Consider the following 16785-nt stretch of genomic DNA (forward strand, 5'->3'; position numbering starts at 1 on the left):
GGTGTGTCGGGACCGCGTGTCCGCCGTGGGGGCGGGCACCCCTGTCTCAGCCGGCGGGGCGGGCCGCCACGAGCACCGGCCGCTCGGGGAGGCTGACGGTCACGGAGCTTCCGGCGCCGAGGGCCGCCGCCTCGTGGGTGGGCAGGTCGGCCTTGACCTCGGTGCCGTCGGCGAGCCGTACGGTGAGGCGGGTGGCGGCGCCGAGGAACGCGGTGGCGACGACGCGGGCGTCGCCGGTGTCGTCCGCCCGCACGGCGACCGTCTCGGGCCGGACGAGGACGTCGACCTCCGGGGTGGTGGGTGCCGTCCCGTCGACGGGCAGCCGCAGGCCCAGCACCTCGACCGTCGTCCCGTCCAGCCGTCCCGGGATCCGGCTCATGGTGCCGACGAACTCGGCGACGAAGGCGGTGGCGGGGCGGCCGTACAACTCGACGGGGGTGGCGCACTGTTCGAGCCGTCCGGCGTGCATCACGGCGACCCGGTCGGCCATGGAGAGGGCCTCCTCCTGGTCGTGCGTCACGAAGAGGGTGGTGATGCCCAGCTCCTGCTGGAGCCGGCGGATCTCCTCGCGGAGGGTGAGCCGCACCTTGGCGTCGAGGGCGGAGAGCGGTTCGTCGAGCAGCAGGACACGGGGGCGCAGGGCGAGCGCCCGGGCGAGGGCGACGCGCTGCTGCTGGCCGCCGGAGAGCTGGTGCGGGTACTGGGCACCCTTGTCGGCGAGGCCCACGAGGTCGAGCAACTCGGCCGCCCTGGACCGCCGTTCGGCCGTGCGTACCTTGCGCATACGCAGCCCGAAGGCCACGTTGTCGAGGGCGCTGAGGTGGGGAAAGAGGCTGTACGACTGGAAGACCATCCCGGCGTCGCGCCGGTGGGCCGGGACACGGGTGACGTCCTCGCCGTCGACCAGCACCTCGCCGGCGTCGGGGTGTTCGAAGCCGGCGAGCATCCGCAGGGCGGTGGTCTTGCCGCAGCCGGAGGGGCCGAGGAGGGCGAGCAGTTCGCCGGGGCGCACGGTCAGGTCGAGGCCGTCGAGGGCGACGGTGGCGCCGAACTCCCGTCGCAGGCCACGGAATTCGACGGTGGCGGCGGTGTCGGTCACGGTCTTCTCAAGCACGGTCATGATTCATCCCCGGGAGGCGGAAGCGGTTCGGGTACGTCCGCCGAAGGAGGCGAGCGCGAGGAGCATGGCCCAGGTGACGAGGAGGCTGAGCACCGAGACGGCCACGGACAGCTGGGCCTGCGAGCCGCTGACGTTGACGATCCACACGGCGAACGGCCGAAAGCCCAGCAGTTGGGCGACGGTGAACTCGCCGAGCACGAGCGCCAGGGTGAGGAAGGCCGAGTTGAGCAGCGCCCCGCGCAGGTTGGGCAGGACGGCCCGCACCAGCGCCTGCGGCCAGCTCGCCCCGCAGCTGCGGGCGGCCTCCACGAGGGTGCGGACGTCCATGGCGCGGAGGCCGGCGTCGAGTGCCCGGTACACGAAAGGCAGCGCCATCACCACGTAGGCGAGGACCAGCACCACGGGGAAGTCGGGGTTCTGGACCGCGACGAAGGTCTGGAACAGCGGCGTCCGGGAGAGGTGTTCGGGCCCCCACTTGAGGACGGTGCCCAGGCCGGCGACGAACGCGATGGGCGGCACCACCAGCGGCAGGGAGCACACGACCTCCACCACGGGCCGCAGCCTGGGGGCGCCGAGGCGCAGCGCGACCATGGCGGGCACCATCAGCAGCAGCACGACGGCGATGGTCGCGGCGGCCAGCTCCAGCGACAGCAGCAGGCTGGAGACGAAGCCGTCGGTGCCGAGGATCCGCGTGTACGCGTCGAAGGTGAGGCCCTCGCCGGGCACGTCGACCGTGAAGATCACGGAGGCGGCGAGCGGGACGAGGAAGTACAGCCCGGCACAGGCGAGGACGAGCGGGCGCCACAGGGCGGGGCGGCGCAGGGCGGGACGGCGCAGGGCGGGGCGGCGCGCGGCCGGGCGCCCCGGGTTCAGGCCAGCCATCGGGCGCTCCGTCGTTGCAGGGGCAGGTAGACGGCCATGACCAGCCCGGCTATCAGGACCATGTCGAGGCTGAGGGCGAGCGCCACGTTCTCCTGGCCGACCAGGACGTTGCCGGAGATGGCGTCGGCGATCTGCAGGGTGACCAGCGGGATCGAGCTGCCCACCATGGCCGCGGCGGTGGCGTACGCGGCGAAGGCGCTGCCGAAGAGCAGGACCAGCCCGCCGAGCAGCGAGGGCGCGAGGACGGGCAGGGCCACGTGGAGCCAGTACTGCGGGCCGGTGGCGCCGTTGTTCTGGGCGGCCTCCCGCCACTGGACGCGCAGTCCGTCGAGGGCGGGGGTGATGGTGAGGACCATCAGCGGGATCAGGAAGTACAGGTAGACGATGACCAGTCCCCAGAAGCTGTACAGGTCCCAGCCCTTGTCTGTGAGGCCCAACTCCCGGGTCAGCACACCGGAGTTGCCGAGGGTGGCGACGAACGCGAAGGCGAGCGGGACTCCGCCGAAGTTGGCGAGCACCCCGGAGGCGGTGAGCACGGCCTCGCGCAGCGCCGGGAAGCGGGAGGTCACCACGGCCTGGGCGAGCGGCAGCCCGAGGACGGCGGCGAGCCCGGCCGCGACGGCGGACAGCTTCACGCTGCCGAGCATGGCCGTGAGGTAGGCCCCCTGCACGGAGGCCGACATGTTCGCCGTGGTGTACGACGTGGCGCCCGTCGCCGGGTCCTTGACGGTGAACGCGCCGTTCAGCATGGCGACGGCGGGCAGCCCGAAGGCGATCGCGACGAAGGCCAGCAGCGGGAGCACGGCGAGCCATCCGCCGCGGCGGGGCCGCCGCTTCACGGAAGCGGCGGCCCCGAGCGCCGGGTCGGCCCCGGTGGCGACGGCGGTCACCCGGAGACCGCCTTGGCCCAGCCCTGCGCGAGCGCGTCCTTGGCCTTGGTCTGCTGCTCCTCGGTCGGGAACTCGGGGGTGCCCGACACCTTCGGCAGCTTGGCGGCGGCCTTCTCGTCCAGCGTGCCGGCCTTCTCCATGGCGGGCATCAGGGCCGGGCGGGCGTAGCCGGCGAGCCACAGGTTCTGGCCCTCGGCGCTGTAGAGGTACTCCTGCCAGAGGCGGGCGGTGGCCGGGTGCGGGGCGTCCTTGTTGATGGCCTGGGAGTAGTACTGCGAGAACTTGCCGTCCTCCGGGACGACGACCTTCCAGTCGACGCCCTTGGACTTGAACTCGTCGGCGTACCCGGCGTTCAGATAGTCCCAGTCGATGCTGATGGGCGTTTCGCCCTTCTCGACGGTCGCGGGTGTGGACTCGACGGGCGTGTAGTTGCCGTTCTTCTTCAGCTTGGCGAAGAAGTCGAGACCGGGCTGGATGTCGTCGAACGAACCGCCGCTCGCCAGCGAGGCCGCCCAGACGCCACCGAAGGCCGAACCGGACTTGGTGGGGTTGCCGTTGAGCGCGACCTGTCCCTTGTACTTCGGCTGCAGCAGGTCGGCGAAGGTCTCCGGGCACTCCTTGACCCGCTTCGCGTCGCACCCGATGGATATGTAGCCGCCGTAGTCGTTGTACCACTGGCCCTTCGGGTCCTTCTGGCCCTCGGGGATGTCGGCGAAGGCGGCCACCTTGTAGGGCGCGAGCAGCCCCTGCTGGGCGGCGCTGAGGGCGAAGGAGCTGCCGAGGTCGAGCACGTCGGGAGCGCGGTCCTGTCCCTTGCGGGAGGTGACGGCGTTGATCTCGTCCTGGCTGGCGCCGTCCGGGTTCTCGACCTCGACCTTGATCCCGTACTTCTTCTCGAAGCCGTCGATCAGCGCGCCGTAGTTGGCCCAGTCGCGGGGCAGGGCGATCGCGTTGAGCTTGCCCTCCTTCTTGGCCGCCTCGACCAGCGCGTCCATGCCGCCGAAGTCCTCGGCCGAGGTCGCGGTGGCCGCGCTCTTGCCGTCGGCGGTGGTGGTGCTCTCGGGGGCCGCGCCACAGGCGCTGAGGGTGAGTGCGGCGGCGACGGCGAGGCTGCCGCCGAGTACGGCGGTTCTCGGCAGGAAGAGGTTCACGAGCTCTCCAGGGGTACGCGCAGGGACGATCTGGGTGGAGCACTTGTCTGAACAAGTTGGCCTCATTAGGTCCGCGCTTCATATCACGCACGTAAACGGCGGCGAAATACTCGTGCACGATTTCCCGCACAAACGTGGGCCGAGGGCGTTGTTCACCGGCGGCTTCCCCACCTCGTTAGGCTGGTCGTGCTGCACACAGCGGACGACCGGACGAGCGGAGGGGGAGCATGGCGGCGCGACACGAGGAGATCGCCGAGGCGCTGCGGCGGGCGATCGACCGTGAGGAGTACACGGTGGGCAGTCTGCTGCCGCCGGAGACCGAACTCGCGGCCCGCTACGGCGTCTCGCGCGGCACGGTCCGTCAGGCGGTGGCGACCCTGACCGCCGAGGGCCTCATCGGTTCACGACAGGGTGCCCGCCGTGTGGTCCTGGCCGGCCGCCGCAGCCAGAGCTTCGCGGAGCTGCGCAGCTTCGCCCAGTGGGCGCGCGCGATGGGCCGCGAGGCGACGGGCCGGGTGATCGCCCAGGAGTACCGGACGGCCGGCGCCGAGGACCGGGTACGTCTCCACCTCGCCCCGGGCGCCCAGGTCCTGCACGTGCTGCGGCTGCGCGGTCTCGACGGGCAGCCGGTCCTGCTGGAGCGCACGGTCTACGCCGACTGGATCTCCCCCGCCGTCGAGCCCATCGAGGCGGACTGCCCCTCCGTGACCCAGCGCCTGCTCGACGACACGGGCCTCGTCTTCGCCTACGGGGAGCACGTCATCGACGCGGTGGCGGCCGGCGCCCGGGACGCCGAACTCCTGGCCGTACGCAGGACCAGCCCCCTCCTCCGGGTCCGCCGTGTCACCACCACCCGCGAGGGCCGCCCGGTGGAATGGTCCGACGACCGCTACCGCCCGGACGCCGTGAGCTTCAGCGTCCACAACTCGATCGGCAACAACGCCTTGGCGAGGAAGACCGCGGAGTGACTGCGGAGTGACTGGAGAACCCCGGGCACTGAAGGGGCGCGGGGCGGTATTCGATATGCGGCTCCGCCGCGTGGGCGCGAACAACCCCCACGCACCCGCACCCGCCAACGCACCGGCCGCCCCGAGCTCTCAGGCGGGCGATCCGGAAGAAAACCGCCGCAGCAACGGAGACAGCACGAGCACGGACTTCGTCCGCTCGACGAACGGCTCCCCCGCGATCCGCTCCAGCACCCGCTCGAAGTGCCGCATATCAGATGCGAACACCTGAACCACGGCGTCGGCCTCCCCGGTGACGGTGGAGGCGGCGACGACCTCCTGATACCGCTCCAGCCCCCGCTGGATCGTCTCCGGCGAGGTGTTCCGCCGGCAGTAGATCTCGACGAACCCCTCGGTCTCCCACCCGAGCGCGGCGGGGTCCACCCGGACGGTGAATCCGGTGATCGCCCCGGTCGCCCGGAGCCGGTCCACCCGCCGCTTCACCGCGGGCGCGGAGAGCCCCACGAGTTGGCCGATGTCGGAGTAGGAGCGGCGGGCGTCCTCGGCGAGGGCGTGCACGATGCGTTCGTCGAGATCGTTCAGCACTGCGGGTGGATCACTTCTCTGGAGTCGCGAGACGGGAACGGCGGTAGCCGTAACTGAAGTAGAACACGAGCCCGGCGGCCATCCAGACCCCGAAGACGACCCAGGTCACGCTGTCGAGGCTGCCCATCATCCAGACGCAGAACGCGAATCCCAGCGCGGGCAGCACCGGCGACAACGGCACCCGGAACGTCCGCGGCATCTCCGGCCGGGTCCGCCGCAGCACCACGACAGCCACGTTGACCAGCGCGAACGCGAACAGCGTACCGATGCTCGTGGCGTCCGCGAGCTGCCCCAGCGGGATGGCGGCGGCGAGCACACCGCAGAACAGCGAGACGATCACGGTGTTCACGCGAGGCGTCCCGGTCTTCGGGTGCACGCGCGAGAACACCCTCGGCACGAGCCCGTCCCGGGACATGGCGAACAGGATGCGGGTCTGCCCGTACAGCACGGTGAGCACCACGCTCGCGATGGCGATGACGGCCCCGGCCGCCAGCAGCGTGCCCCAGAACGCGTCCCCGGTGACGTCCTTCATGATCCCGGCGAGCGCGGCCTCGGACTCGCCGAACCCCTCCCAGGGCCGTGCCCCGATCGCGACGGCGGCCACCAGCACGTACAGCGCGGTGACGATGACCAGCGACAGCATGATGGCGCGCGGCAGGTCGCGCTGGGCGTTCTTCGCCTCCTCACCGGCGGTCGAGGCCGCGTCGAACCCGATGTACGAGAAGAAGAGCGTGGCCCCGGCCGCGCTGACACCCGCCATGCCGAGCGGCATGAAGTTCTCGTAGTTGCCGGACCGGAAGCCCTGGAGGCCGATGAGGCAGAAGAGCAGCAGGGCGGCGATCTTCACCACGACCATGACCGTGTTGGCCCGTGCGGACTCCCGGGCGCCGCCCAGCAGGAAGGCCATCGCCAGCAGGACGACGATCAGCGCGGGCAGGTTGAAGATGCCCCCGTCGCCGGGCGGCGCGGACAGCGCGGCCGGGATGGTCACACCGAGGGTCCCGTCCAGCAACTCGTTGAGGTACTCGCCCCAGCCGACGGCGACCGCCGACACCGACACCCCGTACTCCAGCACCAGACACCAGCCGCAGACCCAGGCGACCAGCTCGCCCATCGTTGCGTACGCGTACGAGTACGAGGACCCGGAGACCGGGATGGTGCCGGCCAGTTCCGCGTACGACAGCGCGGAGAACAGCGCGGTGAGACCCGCGATCACGAAGGAGAGGGTGACGGCGGGGCCGGCCTTCGGGACAGCCTCGCCGAGGACCACGAAGATGCCGGTGCCGAGCGTGGCACCGATGCTGATCATCGTCAGCTGCCACAGCCCGAGGGTGCGCCGCAGCGACCCTCCCTCGCCCTGGCCACCCTCCGCGACCAGGCGTTCCACGGGCTTGCGGCGCATCAGCCCCGCCCCGAGGCCTCTGGAGGGCGGGGCGGACCGATTCTCGTGCTGTGGGGGTGCGCCTTGGTCGAGCACGCGTGGCTCCTTCATCGCTGCCGGTCAGGGCGGGTGAGGACCGACAGCACCGAACAGCAGGGGGCCACCGAGCAGGAGGTCCCCGCCACGCCACGTACAGCGCCTGACCCTATGAGCCAGAGCTTCGCGAGCGTAATGCGGCAACCTTGCGCACCAACGCAAGATCGTTGCGTTACCGGCGGGTGCGCGAAGCTTCGTTGCATGGCCGGTTCAGAGCGTTGCGCGCAACCATGGTCAGGGGCGCGGGGAACCGCGCGAACAACCACGACGAACCCGCACCCGCCACCGCACAGCTCCCCCCGAGCTCTCAGGCGCCCCTAACTCCAACTCGCATGCAACGGCTTGCCCTCCGCGTACCCGGCCGCACTCTGAATCCCCACAACCGCCCGCTCAGCGAACTCCTCCAGCGACCCGGCCCCCGCGTACGTGCACGACGACCGCACCCCCGCGATGACCGAGTCGATCAGGTCCTCGACCCCCGGCCGCGCCGGATCCAGGAACATCCGCGACGTCGAGATGCCCTCCTCGAACAACGCCTTGCGCGCCCGGTCGTACGCCGACTCCTCGCTCGTACGGTTGCGAACGGCCCGCGCCGACGCCATCCCGAAGGACTCCTTGTACAGCCGCCCGCCGGCGTCCTGCTGGAGGTCGCCCGGCGACTCGTACGTCCCCGCGAACCACGACCCGATCATCACGTTGGACGCGCCAGCGGCCAGCGCCATGGCGACGTCGCGGGGGTGCCGCACACCCCCGTCGGCCCACACGTGCTTCCCGTACTTCTTCGCCTCGGCCGCGCACTCCAGCACCGCGGAGAACTGCGGACGCCCGACGCCGGTCATCATCCGGGTCGTGCACATGGCACCCGGCCCGACCCCGACCTTGACGATGTCCGCGCCGGCCTCGATCAGGTCCCGCACGCCCTCGGCGGCGACGATGTTGCCGGCCACGATCGGCACCCGGGGGTCGAGATCGCGCACCAGCTTGATCGCGTTGATCATCGACTCCTGGTGGCCGTGCGCGGTGTCGATGACGAGCGTGTCGACGCCCGCGGCGAGCAGCTGCTTCGCCTTGTCCACGAAGTCACCGTTGATGCCGACGGCGGCGGCCACGCGCAGCTTGCCGTTCGCGTCGACGGCGGGACTGTACAGCGTGGCGCGGAGCGCGCCCTTGCGGGTCAGGATGCCCGCGAGACGGCCGTCGCGGTCGACGGCGGGCGCGTACCGGCGGTTGGCCGCGTCGAGCCGGTTGAAGGCCTCACGGGGGTCGATGTCGGCGTCGAGGAGCAACAGGTCCCGGGACATGACCACTTCGAGCTGGGTGAAGCGGTCGACGCCGGTGAGGTCCGCGTCGGTGACGACGCCGACGGGCCGCAGCGCGTCGTCGACGACGACGCCCGCGTTGTGCGCGCGCTTCGGCAGCAGGGCCAGCGCGTCGGCGACCGTCTGGTGGGGGTTGAGCACGATCGGGGTGTCGAGGACGAGGTGGCGGCTCTTCACCCAGGAGATGACGTCGGTGACGACCTCGATCGGGATGTCCTGCGGGACGACCACCAGGCCACCGCGGCGGGCGACCGTCTCGGCCATCCGGCGGCCGGCGATGGCGGTCATGTTGGCGACGACGAGCGGGATGGTGGTCCCCGTGCCGTCCGGTGAGGCCAGGTCCACACCCTGCCGCGATCCGACGGCGCTACGGCTCGGAACCATGAAGACGTCGTCGTACGTCAGGTCGTACGCGGGCTGGATGTCATTGAGGAAACGCACGTGCCGCACATCCCGGTCGATCAGAGGTGACCCCCTGACAGGACCGCCAGGGGGAAGAGCACGTACCTCATTGTCCCATGTCGGCGGGTATGAGCGGCCCCGACGGATCCTCCAGAGGGGCGTCGGGCGACCTGGGAGGATCCTCCGAGAGCGAGCACGGCCCGCGCCCCGCGAGGGGCGCGGGGAACCGCGCGATCGACCCCACACGACCTGCGGCCGCCCCCGGACCCCGACCCGGCAGACGCTCCCACGCCCCACCGGGCGGACCCGGACGGAGCGCTACACCCCGTCCGGGTCCGCCCGGTTGAGCGCCGGACGCGGTGTCTGACCGGCCGTCAGCAGGTAGTCCGCCGCCGAGGTGTCCGTGACGAGGCTGGTCACCAGCCCCGAGCGCAGGACGGCGTCGATCGCGGCCGCCTTGCGCTGCCCGCCGGCGATCGCGACGACCTCGGGGATACGGCGGAGCTGGTCGGCCTTGACCGTGATGCACCGCTCGCCGAGGTCACGTCCGACCCGGCGGCCGTCCGCGTCGAAGAGGTGTGCCGACATCTCGGCGGCGACCCCGAGGGAGGCGTAGTGCCCCCGCTCCTCGTCGCTGAGCATGTCGTGCACCGTGGAGATGCCCGCCTCCCAGGAGCCGATGGAGACACAGGCGACGGTGACCTTGTCGAAGTACTCGAAGGCCCGCGCGATCCCGGTCTGGTGGCGCAGCGCGGCCGCGGTGGCCGCGTCCGGCAGCAGCATCGGCGCGTAGATGGGGTGGGCGTCGCCGCCCGACACCTGCGCGGCCCGCCGTACCGCCTCGACCGAGCCGCGCTCGGCGGTCCCGGCGTCGTACACGCCGGTCAACTGCACCACCGTGCACGGCGGCAGCCGGTCGAGCGCCGCCGCCATGTGGATGGTGGAGCGGCCCCAGGCGAGGCCGAGCACATCGCCCTCGTTGACCAGTTCGCCGAGCAGGTCCGCGGCGACCTCGCCGAGGTTCTCCGGGTCGGGGGACTCCTCGGCGTCGGCCGGTGACTCGACGACCACGGCGTGCCGCAGGCCGTAGCGGGCCCGCAGCGCGTCGGAGCGCTCCGCGTCCAGTTCCGCGGGGACGCGGATCTCGATTCGTACGAGATCCCGCTCGAGGGCGGTCTCCAGGACCCGGGCCACCTTGAAGCGGCTCACGCCGAACTCCTCGGCGATCTGGATCTTGGACTTGCCCTCGAGGTAGAAGCGGCGAGCCATGGCCGCCGCCTGTACCAGCTCAGCGGGTCCCATCCGCATGGCTGATCGGCCCGCCGACATACCCGACACGGCCATCTCCTCACTGCTCTTCACACATGGATACGCCGTTCATCCTTGCAGATCCGGCGTTTTCGATCAGCCCGAAGGAAAGCCGTTCACGTTTCCTTGGCCCTCTGGACGCACGACGTGCCCCGCCCGCCTCGGCGTTCGCACGGCCGTTCCGCCGTGTCTCAGTGGCCGCAGGCCCAGCCCGCGGTCGCCGTCACGGCCTCCGCCCGCGCCCGCAGCGCCCGGACCGCCTCGGCCGGGTCCTCGGCCCCGTAGACCGCGGAACCGGCGACGAAGACGTCCGCGCCCGCCTCGGCGCAGCGCTCGATGGTGGACTCGGCGACGCCGCCGTCGACCTGGAGCCACAGGTCGAGGCCGTGCTTGCTGATCAACTCGCGGGTCCGGCGGATCTTCGGGAGCATGATGTCGAGAAAGGCCTGGCCACCGAAGCCCGGTTCGACCGTCATGATCAGCACCATGTCGAGTTCGGGCAGCAGGTCCTCGAACGGCTCGATCGGCGTCGCGGGCCTGAGCGCCATGGAGGCCCGGGCACCCTTGGCCCGGATCTCACGGGCGAGTCGCACCGGTGCGGCGGCCGCCTCCGCGTGGAAGGTGACGGAACCGGCACCCGCTTCCACGTACTGGGGCGCCCACCGATCGGGGGCCTCGATCATCAGGTGGCAGTCCAGCGGCGTCTCCGTCGCACGGGCCAGGGACTCTACGACCGGCACACCGAGCGTGAGGTTCGGGACGAAATGGTTGTCCATCACGTCTACATGGAGCCAGTCGGCTCCCTCGACCGCCTTCGCCTCGTCGGCGAGACGGGCGAAGTCGGCGGACAGGATGCTGGGGTTGATCTGCGCGGCCATGGGCCAAGACTGCCATGCCCTCCAGGGGTTGCGGGCATCGGTCCGTCCTGGGGACCGTTGTTCTCCGGCTGCGGGCCGTCTTCGGCTGAGCGCGCCCACGCGGCGGAGCCGCAGATGTCACAGTCCCGCGCCCCTCACGGGGCGCGGTCGTGGAGGTCGGTATGACAGGGAAGCGCGGCATCGGGCATCTCGTCTGCGGGCGGCGGGCCAAGTGGATCGTGCTGGGGCTGTGGCTGGTGGTGCTGTTCGTGGTGGCGCCGTTCGCCACGAAGCTCACGGACGCGCAGGACAACGACGCCGCCTCGTGGCTGCCGGGCTCGGCGGAGTCCACGCAGGTCCTGGAGATCTCCGAGGGCTTCCGGCCCGAGCAGATCCCGGCCGTGGTCGTCTACGCCCGGGAGAGCGGCCTGACCGCCGAGGACCGGGCGACGATCGAGGCGGACGTACGGGAGCTCAAGCAGCTGACCGCTCACAAGATCATCGGTGACCAGACCCGGGGCCCCGTCTACGACCGCGCGACCGACCCGAGGGCCGCCCAGGTCTATGTGCCGATCACGATGGACGAGAAGGGCTGGGAGCGGATCGCGCCCGCGGTGGACTCGATCCGGGACGACGTGGGTGAGGGCGGCGACGGGCTCGCCGTGCACATCACGGGTCCGGGCGGTACGTCCGCCGACTTCTCGGAAGCCTTCGAGGGCATCGACTCCACGCTGCTGCTGTCGGCGATGGCCGTCGTCATCGTGATGCTCCTGCTCACCTACCGCAGTCCGACCCTGATCCTGGTGCCGCTCCTCGCGGTCATCGCGGCTCTGTTCACGGCCCAGGCACTGATCTATCTGCTCGCGGAACACGCCGGCCTGACGGTGAACGGCCAGAGCGCGGGCATCCTCACCGTCCTGGTGTTCGGCGCGGGCACCGACTACGCCCTGTTGCTCGTGGCCCGCTACCGCGAGGAGTTGCGCCGTCACGAGGACCGCCACGAGGCGATGGCCCTCGCCCTGCACCGGGCGGGCCCGGCTGTGCTGGCGTCCGGCGCGACGGTGGTGCTGAGCATGCTGGTGCTGCTGGCGGCCGAGATGAACTCCACGAGCGGTCTGGGCCCGGTGGCGGCCATCGGTGTGGCGGTCGCGCTGCTCGCGATGATGACGCTGTTCCCGGCCCTGCTGGTGATCTTCGGCCGCTGGATCTTCTGGCCGGTGATCCCGCACCTGGGCAGCGCCGACCCCACCGAGCGGGGTGTGTGGGCCCGCATGGGCCATCGTTTCTCCCGCCGCCCCCGGACGGTCTGGGTGGCGACGGCGGCCGCCCTCGCGCTGTGCTCGCTGGGCCTGATCCAGCTGCGCGCGGAAGGCATCAGCAATGCGGACGCCTTCACCGGCAAACCCGACTCGATCGTCGGCCAGGAGGTCTCCGCACGCTACTTCCCCGCGGGCAGCGGCGATCCCCTGGTGATCATCAGCAACCAGGCGCAGGCCCGCGAGGTGGGCCGCGTGGTCGCCGACACCGAAGGCGTCGTCGCGGACTCGCTCGGCCTGCCGCCCGGCACGAAACCCGCGAACGACGGCAAGGTCCTCTTCGAGGCGACCATGTCCGACCCGGCCGACAGCGAGGCCGCGAAGGACACCGTCGAGCGGGTCCGGGACGCCGTGCACGCGGTCCCGGACGCCGACGCCCAGGTGGGCGGCGGTACAGCGGCCCTGCTGGACATGGACGAGGCGACGACCCACGACAACATCCTGATCATCCCGCTGGTGCTGGTCGTGGTCCTGCTGATCCTCTGCGCCCTGCTCCGCGCGCTGATCGCGCCGCTCCTGCTGATCGGAACGGTGATCCTGTCCTTCGCCGCCGCGCTGGGCATCAGCGCGCTCGCGTTCAGACACCTCTTCGACTACGCGGGCGAGTCGACCGACTTCCCCCTGTTCGTCTTCGTGTTCCTGGTCGCCCTGGGCATCGACTACAACATCTTCCTGACCACCCGTATCCGCGAGGAGGCCGCCCGCCAGGGCACCCGCAAGGCCGTGGTGACGGGCCTGGCGACGACCGGCGCGGTGATCACCTCGGCCGGCCTGGTCCTCGCCGGCACCTTCGCCGCCCTCGGCACGCTCCCCATGGTGGCCTTCGCCGAGATCGGCTTCGCGGTCGCCCTGGGCGTCCTCCTGGACACCTTCATCGTGCGATCCGTGCTGGTCACGGCCCTGTTCCTGGACGTCGGCCCGAAGGTGTGGTGGCCCCACCGACTGGCCCGGGAGGACGGCGGCGGCACACCCCCACCGCCACCGAAACAACCGGCGGGCAGCACAGCGGGACCGGACGGCTGAGGGGCCGGAGCGTCACGCGACCCGGCGGATGAGGGCCAGATACATGGCGTCCGTCCCGTGCAGATGCGGCCACAGCTGGACGTCGGGCCCGTCGCCCAGCGCCGGTACGCCCTCCAGGAGGGGCCGCGCGTCGATCAGGTCGACCGCGTCGCCGTACTGCTTGAGCATGTCGTCGACGACCGCGCGGGTCTCGGCCAGGTGCGGCGAGCAGGTCGCGTAGCCGACGACCCCGCCGACGCGTACGGACTCCAGCGCGGTCCGCAGCAGCGCCCGCTGGAGCGGGGCGAACCCGTCCAGGTCCTCGGGCCGCCGCCGCCAACGGGCCTCGGGGCGCCGCCGCAGGGCCCCCAGCCCCGTACAGGGCACGTCCATCAGCACCCGGTCGAACGCGCCCGGCCGCCAGGGCGGCCGGGTCCCGTCGGCGGCGATCACCTGGTACGGCCCCGGATTGCCGTCCAGTGCCCTGGCGACCAGCCCGGCCCGGTGCGGCTGCTTCTCGGAGGCGAGCAGCACGGCGCCGCGCTCGGCGGCGAGGGCGGCGAGCAGCGCGGCCTTGCCGCCGGGCCCGGCACACCCGTCGAGCCAGGCCTTGTCGGGACCCTCCAACGGGGCGTTGGCGAGGGCGAGCGCCACGAGCTGGCTGCCCTCGTCCTGCACACCGGCCCGGCCCTCCCGTACGGCGTCCACGGCACCGGGCTCCCCGCCTTCGGACAGCCGCACGGCGTACGGGGACCAGCGCCCCGCCACCGCGGACTCCTCCCGGAGCAGTTCCTCGGCGGTCGACCGTCCGGGCCGGGCGACGAGGGTGACCTCGGGCCGCTCGTTGTCGGCCTCCAACAGATCCTCGATCCCGGCCCGCCCGCCGCCGAGGGAGTCCCACAGCGCGGAGACGACCCAGCGGGGATGCGAGTGCACGACCGCGAGATGGTCCTCCGGGTCGTCCTCGTAGGGCGGCGCGACGCGCTCCAGCCAGCCGTCGAGGTCGTGCTGTGCGATCTTGCGCAGCACGGCGTTCACGAACTTGGCCCGCCCGTCGCCGAGCACGACGCGCGCGAGATCGACGGAGGCGGACACGGCGGCGTGCGTCGGGATCCGGGTGCCCAGCAGCTGGTGCGCACCGAGGCTCAGCACATCGAGCACCGGCGGGTCGACCTCGCGCAACGGCCGGTCCACGCACTGCGCGATGACCGCGTCGTACGTCCCCTGCCGTCGCAGCGTCCCGTACACCAGCTCGGTCGCCAGCGCCGCGTCCCGCCCGTCGAACTTCTCGGGCCCCTCCTTCTCCCGTGCCCGGCGCAGCAGCGGCGGCAGAACGAGGTTCGCGTACGCGTCCCGTTCGTCCACGGCCCGGAGCGCCTCGAAGGCGAGCATACGGACGGGGTCCTTCTGGGGACGACGGTACGGCTTGCCCGGCTTACGCGGACGGGACTGCTCACTCACGAAAAAGGTGCTCCGGATACGGGACGAGATACCAGGCCCAGGGTACGCCGCGGGGGCGGGGGCCGTGTCGGCCCCCCCCCCCGCGACCGGTCAGTCTCCGACCGACTCGCCGGAGTCGATGCGGACGCCGCGTGCCCAGTCGGCGGCACGCATCGGCTTCTTGCCCTGCGCCTGCACCCAGAGCAGTTCCACGGCGTACGACCCGGTCCCGACGTACACGTGGTTCTTGCCGACTTCGAGTGCGCCCGGGGCGAGTTCCGTCCGCTCGGGCACCGGCACGACCTGGACGAGCTTCAGCCGCTCGCCGCGGAAGGTCGTCCACGCGCCCGGCGCGGGCGTGCAGCCGCGCACGACCCGGTCGACACGCAGCGCGGGTGTGGCCCAGTCGATCCGGGCGTCCTCGACGGTGATCTTCGGCGCGAGGGTGATCCCGTCGGCGGGCTGGGGCACGGCCTTCAGGGTCCCGTCCTCGATCCCGTCCATCGTCGCGGCGAGCAGCCCGGAGCCGGCGAAGGCGAGGCGGGTCAGCAGATCCCCGCTCGTGTCGGTCGGCCGGATCTCCTCGGTGACCGTCCCGTACACCGGTCCGGAGTCGAGCCCCTCCTCGATCAGGAAGGTGGACGCCCCCGTGATCTCGTCCCCGGCCATGATCGAGTGCTGGACGGGGGCGGCGCCCCGCCAGGCGGGCAGCAGGGAGAAGTGCAGGTTGACCCAGCCGTGGACGGGCACGTCGAGGGCGACCCGGGGCAGCAGGGCGCCGTAGGCGACGACCGGGCAGCAGTCGGGCGCGATCTCCCTCAGCCGCGCAAGGAAATCCTCGTCCCGAGGCCGGTGCGGCTTCAGCACCTCGATGCCGGCCTCCTCGGCCCGCTGCGCCACCGGGCTGGCGACCAGCCGCCGCCCCCGCCCCGCCGGCGCGTCCGGCCGCGTCACGACCGCGGCCACCTCATGCCTCCCCGACGCGATCAACGCGTCCAACGCGGGAACAGCGACCTCTGGGGTACCGGCGAAGACAAGCTTCATGAATGTCTGACGGCCTCTCGGACAAAAGTTCGTACGCCCCACGCGGCAACGGGGACAACACCCCAGTCTATGTTCCACCCCCACCACCCCGACGGCCCGCGGCCGCCGACGGCGAGGAACCCCCACGGGAGACCCGTACTTCTCGACGAAGGAGCAACGGGCGGTGCGCGGGTGGGAAAAACAGGCCGGACCCCAGCCCCAGCGGGGGCGCACCCCCACCCACGCGCCCCACGCATATGCCCCCACGCCCCCACCCCGTTACCAGCGGAGCGAATTCGCGTTGGTCAAGAAAGAGTTGACCGATACGCGCCGCAATCGCGGCACCTCCCCTTTTTCAACGCCGGTTCGAGAGGCTTGTTCATGGCCGACCACGCAACCCACGACGCCCAGGCTCGGGCCAGCCTGCACTTGCTGGTGCGGGACATCGAGCGGGTCCGCCGGCAGGTGGACGCACTGCGCACCCTCACCGCCCAGTTGGGCAACGTCTACCGCCCGCGCCGCTCCGGCCCCTCCACGGGCTTCGTCGTCTACGGACGCGCCCCCGCCCCGACCGTCCGCCTCGCCCAGGAGCTGCGGGACAGTGTCGAGACCCTGGTCACGGCAGCCGTGGACTTCGACCGCTCGCTCGGTTTCTCATGGGACGCGGTGGGCTCGGCCCTCGGCGTCACCAAGCAGGCCGTTCACCGCCGTTACGGCGCCCGCCGTGCCGCCGCCCAGGCCGCCGCGGAAGCGGAACGCACGGGGGAACCCCAGGGCACCCGCACCGTCAACGTCGGCTCCGGCATCCCCACCGTCCCGGCGGCCCGCTCGATGCCCGCGCCCCTGCCCGCCCCGGTCCCCGCGCACATGCCGACCCAGCCGACGTCGGGCAGCCCCACCCTCCGCGACGACGTGAGACCCACGGCCTTCCCCGGCCCGCGCAACGGCTGACCACCCGCACCCCTGCCTCCCGGTGTCCGACCGGGAGGCAGTCCCATGCCGGGAGGCGAGGCAGACCCGTTGCGGGAGGCAGACCCATGCCGAAGCC

Annotated in this window: 14 protein-coding genes; 3 read left to right on the forward strand and 11 right to left on the reverse strand. The window is 71.8% G+C overall.

Translation table 11 applies throughout. The features are described 5' to 3' along the window. Positions 1-46: 46 nt before the first annotated feature. From L3078_RS08320 to L3078_RS08335, 4 genes are read right to left on the reverse strand one after another with little or no spacing between them, the layout of a single operon-like run. The gene (locus tag L3078_RS08320) at positions 47-1120 is read right to left on the reverse strand and encodes an ABC transporter ATP-binding protein (protein ID WP_239752400.1); all 1074 of its coding nucleotides are present in this window, start codon (positions 1118-1120) and stop codon (positions 47-49) included. Between the two features lie 3 nt (positions 1121-1123). Then, the gene (locus L3078_RS08325; protein ID WP_239752401.1) at positions 1124-2002 is read right to left on the reverse strand and encodes an ABC transporter permease; all 879 of its coding nucleotides are present in this window, start codon (positions 2000-2002) and stop codon (positions 1124-1126) included. Then, complete coding sequence (locus L3078_RS08330; RefSeq protein ID WP_239752402.1) at positions 1990-2892, reverse strand: ABC transporter permease; 903 nt, start codon at positions 2890-2892, stop codon at positions 1990-1992. Before L3078_RS08330 ends, L3078_RS08325 begins: the two co-directional genes overlap by 13 nt. After that, on the reverse strand, positions 2889-4043 hold the full coding sequence (locus L3078_RS08335; protein ID WP_239752403.1) for an ABC transporter substrate-binding protein: 1155 nt from the start codon (positions 4041-4043) through the stop codon (positions 2889-2891). Before L3078_RS08335 ends, L3078_RS08330 begins: the two co-directional genes overlap by 4 nt. Positions 4044-4270: 227 nt before the next feature. Between L3078_RS08335 and L3078_RS08340 the strand changes: the two genes are divergently transcribed. Next, the gene (locus L3078_RS08340; protein ID WP_239752404.1) at positions 4271-5011 is read left to right on the forward strand and encodes a GntR family transcriptional regulator; all 741 of its coding nucleotides are present in this window, start codon (positions 4271-4273) and stop codon (positions 5009-5011) included. 129 nt (positions 5012-5140) lie between these two features. Here L3078_RS08340 and L3078_RS08345 read toward each other — a convergent pair whose 3' ends face one another. From L3078_RS08345 to rpe, 5 genes are all read right to left on the reverse strand, one after another. Then, positions 5141-5593 (reverse strand): Lrp/AsnC family transcriptional regulator, encoded by a 453-nt coding sequence (locus tag L3078_RS08345; protein ID WP_045557267.1) that lies wholly within the window; start codon positions 5591-5593, stop codon positions 5141-5143. A 10-nt stretch (positions 5594-5603) separates the two neighbouring features. Beyond that, positions 5604-7070, reverse strand: coding sequence for an amino acid permease (locus tag L3078_RS08350; RefSeq protein ID WP_239752405.1), 1467 nt, complete (start codon positions 7068-7070; stop codon positions 5604-5606). 317 nt (positions 7071-7387) lie between these two features. Beyond that, on the reverse strand, positions 7388-8830 hold the full coding sequence (locus tag L3078_RS08355) for a GuaB1 family IMP dehydrogenase-related protein (RefSeq protein WP_239752406.1): 1443 nt from the start codon (positions 8828-8830) through the stop codon (positions 7388-7390). A 279-nt stretch (positions 8831-9109) separates the two neighbouring features. Further along, positions 9110-10153, reverse strand: coding sequence for a sugar-binding transcriptional regulator (locus L3078_RS08360; RefSeq protein ID WP_239752407.1), 1044 nt, complete (start codon positions 10151-10153; stop codon positions 9110-9112). A 137-nt stretch (positions 10154-10290) separates the two neighbouring features. Continuing rightward, positions 10291-10977 carry a ribulose-phosphate 3-epimerase gene (gene rpe, locus L3078_RS08365; RefSeq protein WP_033532548.1) on the reverse strand — a complete coding sequence of 229 codons (687 nt, stop codon included), beginning with the start codon at positions 10975-10977 and terminating at the stop codon, positions 10291-10293. 161 nt (positions 10978-11138) lie between these two features. Here rpe and L3078_RS08370 point away from each other — a divergent pair, with 161 nt between their 5' ends. After that, entirely contained in the window at positions 11139-13295 is a 2157-nt protein-coding gene (locus tag L3078_RS08370) for an MMPL family transporter (protein WP_239752408.1), read from the forward strand. A gap of 12 nt (positions 13296-13307) precedes the next feature. On the opposite strand, the gene L3078_RS08375 is transcribed toward L3078_RS08370, so the two are convergent. Further along, complete coding sequence (locus L3078_RS08375) at positions 13308-14735, reverse strand: RsmB/NOP family class I SAM-dependent RNA methyltransferase (RefSeq protein WP_239752409.1); 1428 nt, start codon at positions 14733-14735, stop codon at positions 13308-13310. A gap of 90 nt (positions 14736-14825) precedes the next feature. Then, complete coding sequence (fmt, locus tag L3078_RS08380; RefSeq protein WP_239752410.1) at positions 14826-15758, reverse strand: methionyl-tRNA formyltransferase; 933 nt, start codon at positions 15756-15758, stop codon at positions 14826-14828. Positions 15759-16118: 360 nt separating this feature from the next. Between fmt and L3078_RS08385 the strand changes: the two genes are divergently transcribed. Then, a complete protein-coding gene (locus L3078_RS08385) occupies positions 16119-16688 on the forward strand; it encodes a hypothetical protein (protein WP_239752411.1) in 570 nt (189 codons plus the stop codon). The last annotated feature ends 97 nt before the right edge of the window (positions 16689-16785 follow it).

The sequence above is a fragment of the Streptomyces deccanensis genome, from assembly GCF_022385335.1.
In the GTDB taxonomy this organism is placed as follows: Bacteria; Actinomycetota; Actinomycetes; order Streptomycetales; family Streptomycetaceae; genus Streptomyces; species Streptomyces deccanensis.

What these genes read in the sequence shown, in the direction of transcription:
- L3078_RS08320 (WP_239752400.1), bottom strand. Translation starts at nt 1,120, where the DNA reads ATGACCGTGCTTGAGAAGACCGTGACCGACACCGCCGCCACCGTCGAA.
- L3078_RS08325 (WP_239752401.1), bottom strand. Translation starts at nt 2,002, where the DNA reads ATGGCTGGCCTGAACCCGGGGCGCCCGGCCGCGCGCCGCCCCGCCCTG.
- L3078_RS08340 (WP_239752404.1), top strand. Translation starts at nt 4,271, where the DNA reads ATGGCGGCGCGACACGAGGAGATCGCCGAGGCGCTGCGGCGGGCGATC.
- rpe (WP_033532548.1), bottom strand. Translation starts at nt 10,977, where the DNA reads ATGGCCGCGCAGATCAACCCCAGCATCCTGTCCGCCGACTTCGCCCGT.
- L3078_RS08370 (WP_239752408.1), top strand. Translation starts at nt 11,139, where the DNA reads ATGACAGGGAAGCGCGGCATCGGGCATCTCGTCTGCGGGCGGCGGGCC.
- fmt (WP_239752410.1), bottom strand. Translation starts at nt 15,758, where the DNA reads ATGAAGCTTGTCTTCGCCGGTACCCCAGAGGTCGCTGTTCCCGCGTTG.
- L3078_RS08385 (WP_239752411.1), top strand. Translation starts at nt 16,119, where the DNA reads ATGGCCGACCACGCAACCCACGACGCCCAGGCTCGGGCCAGCCTGCAC.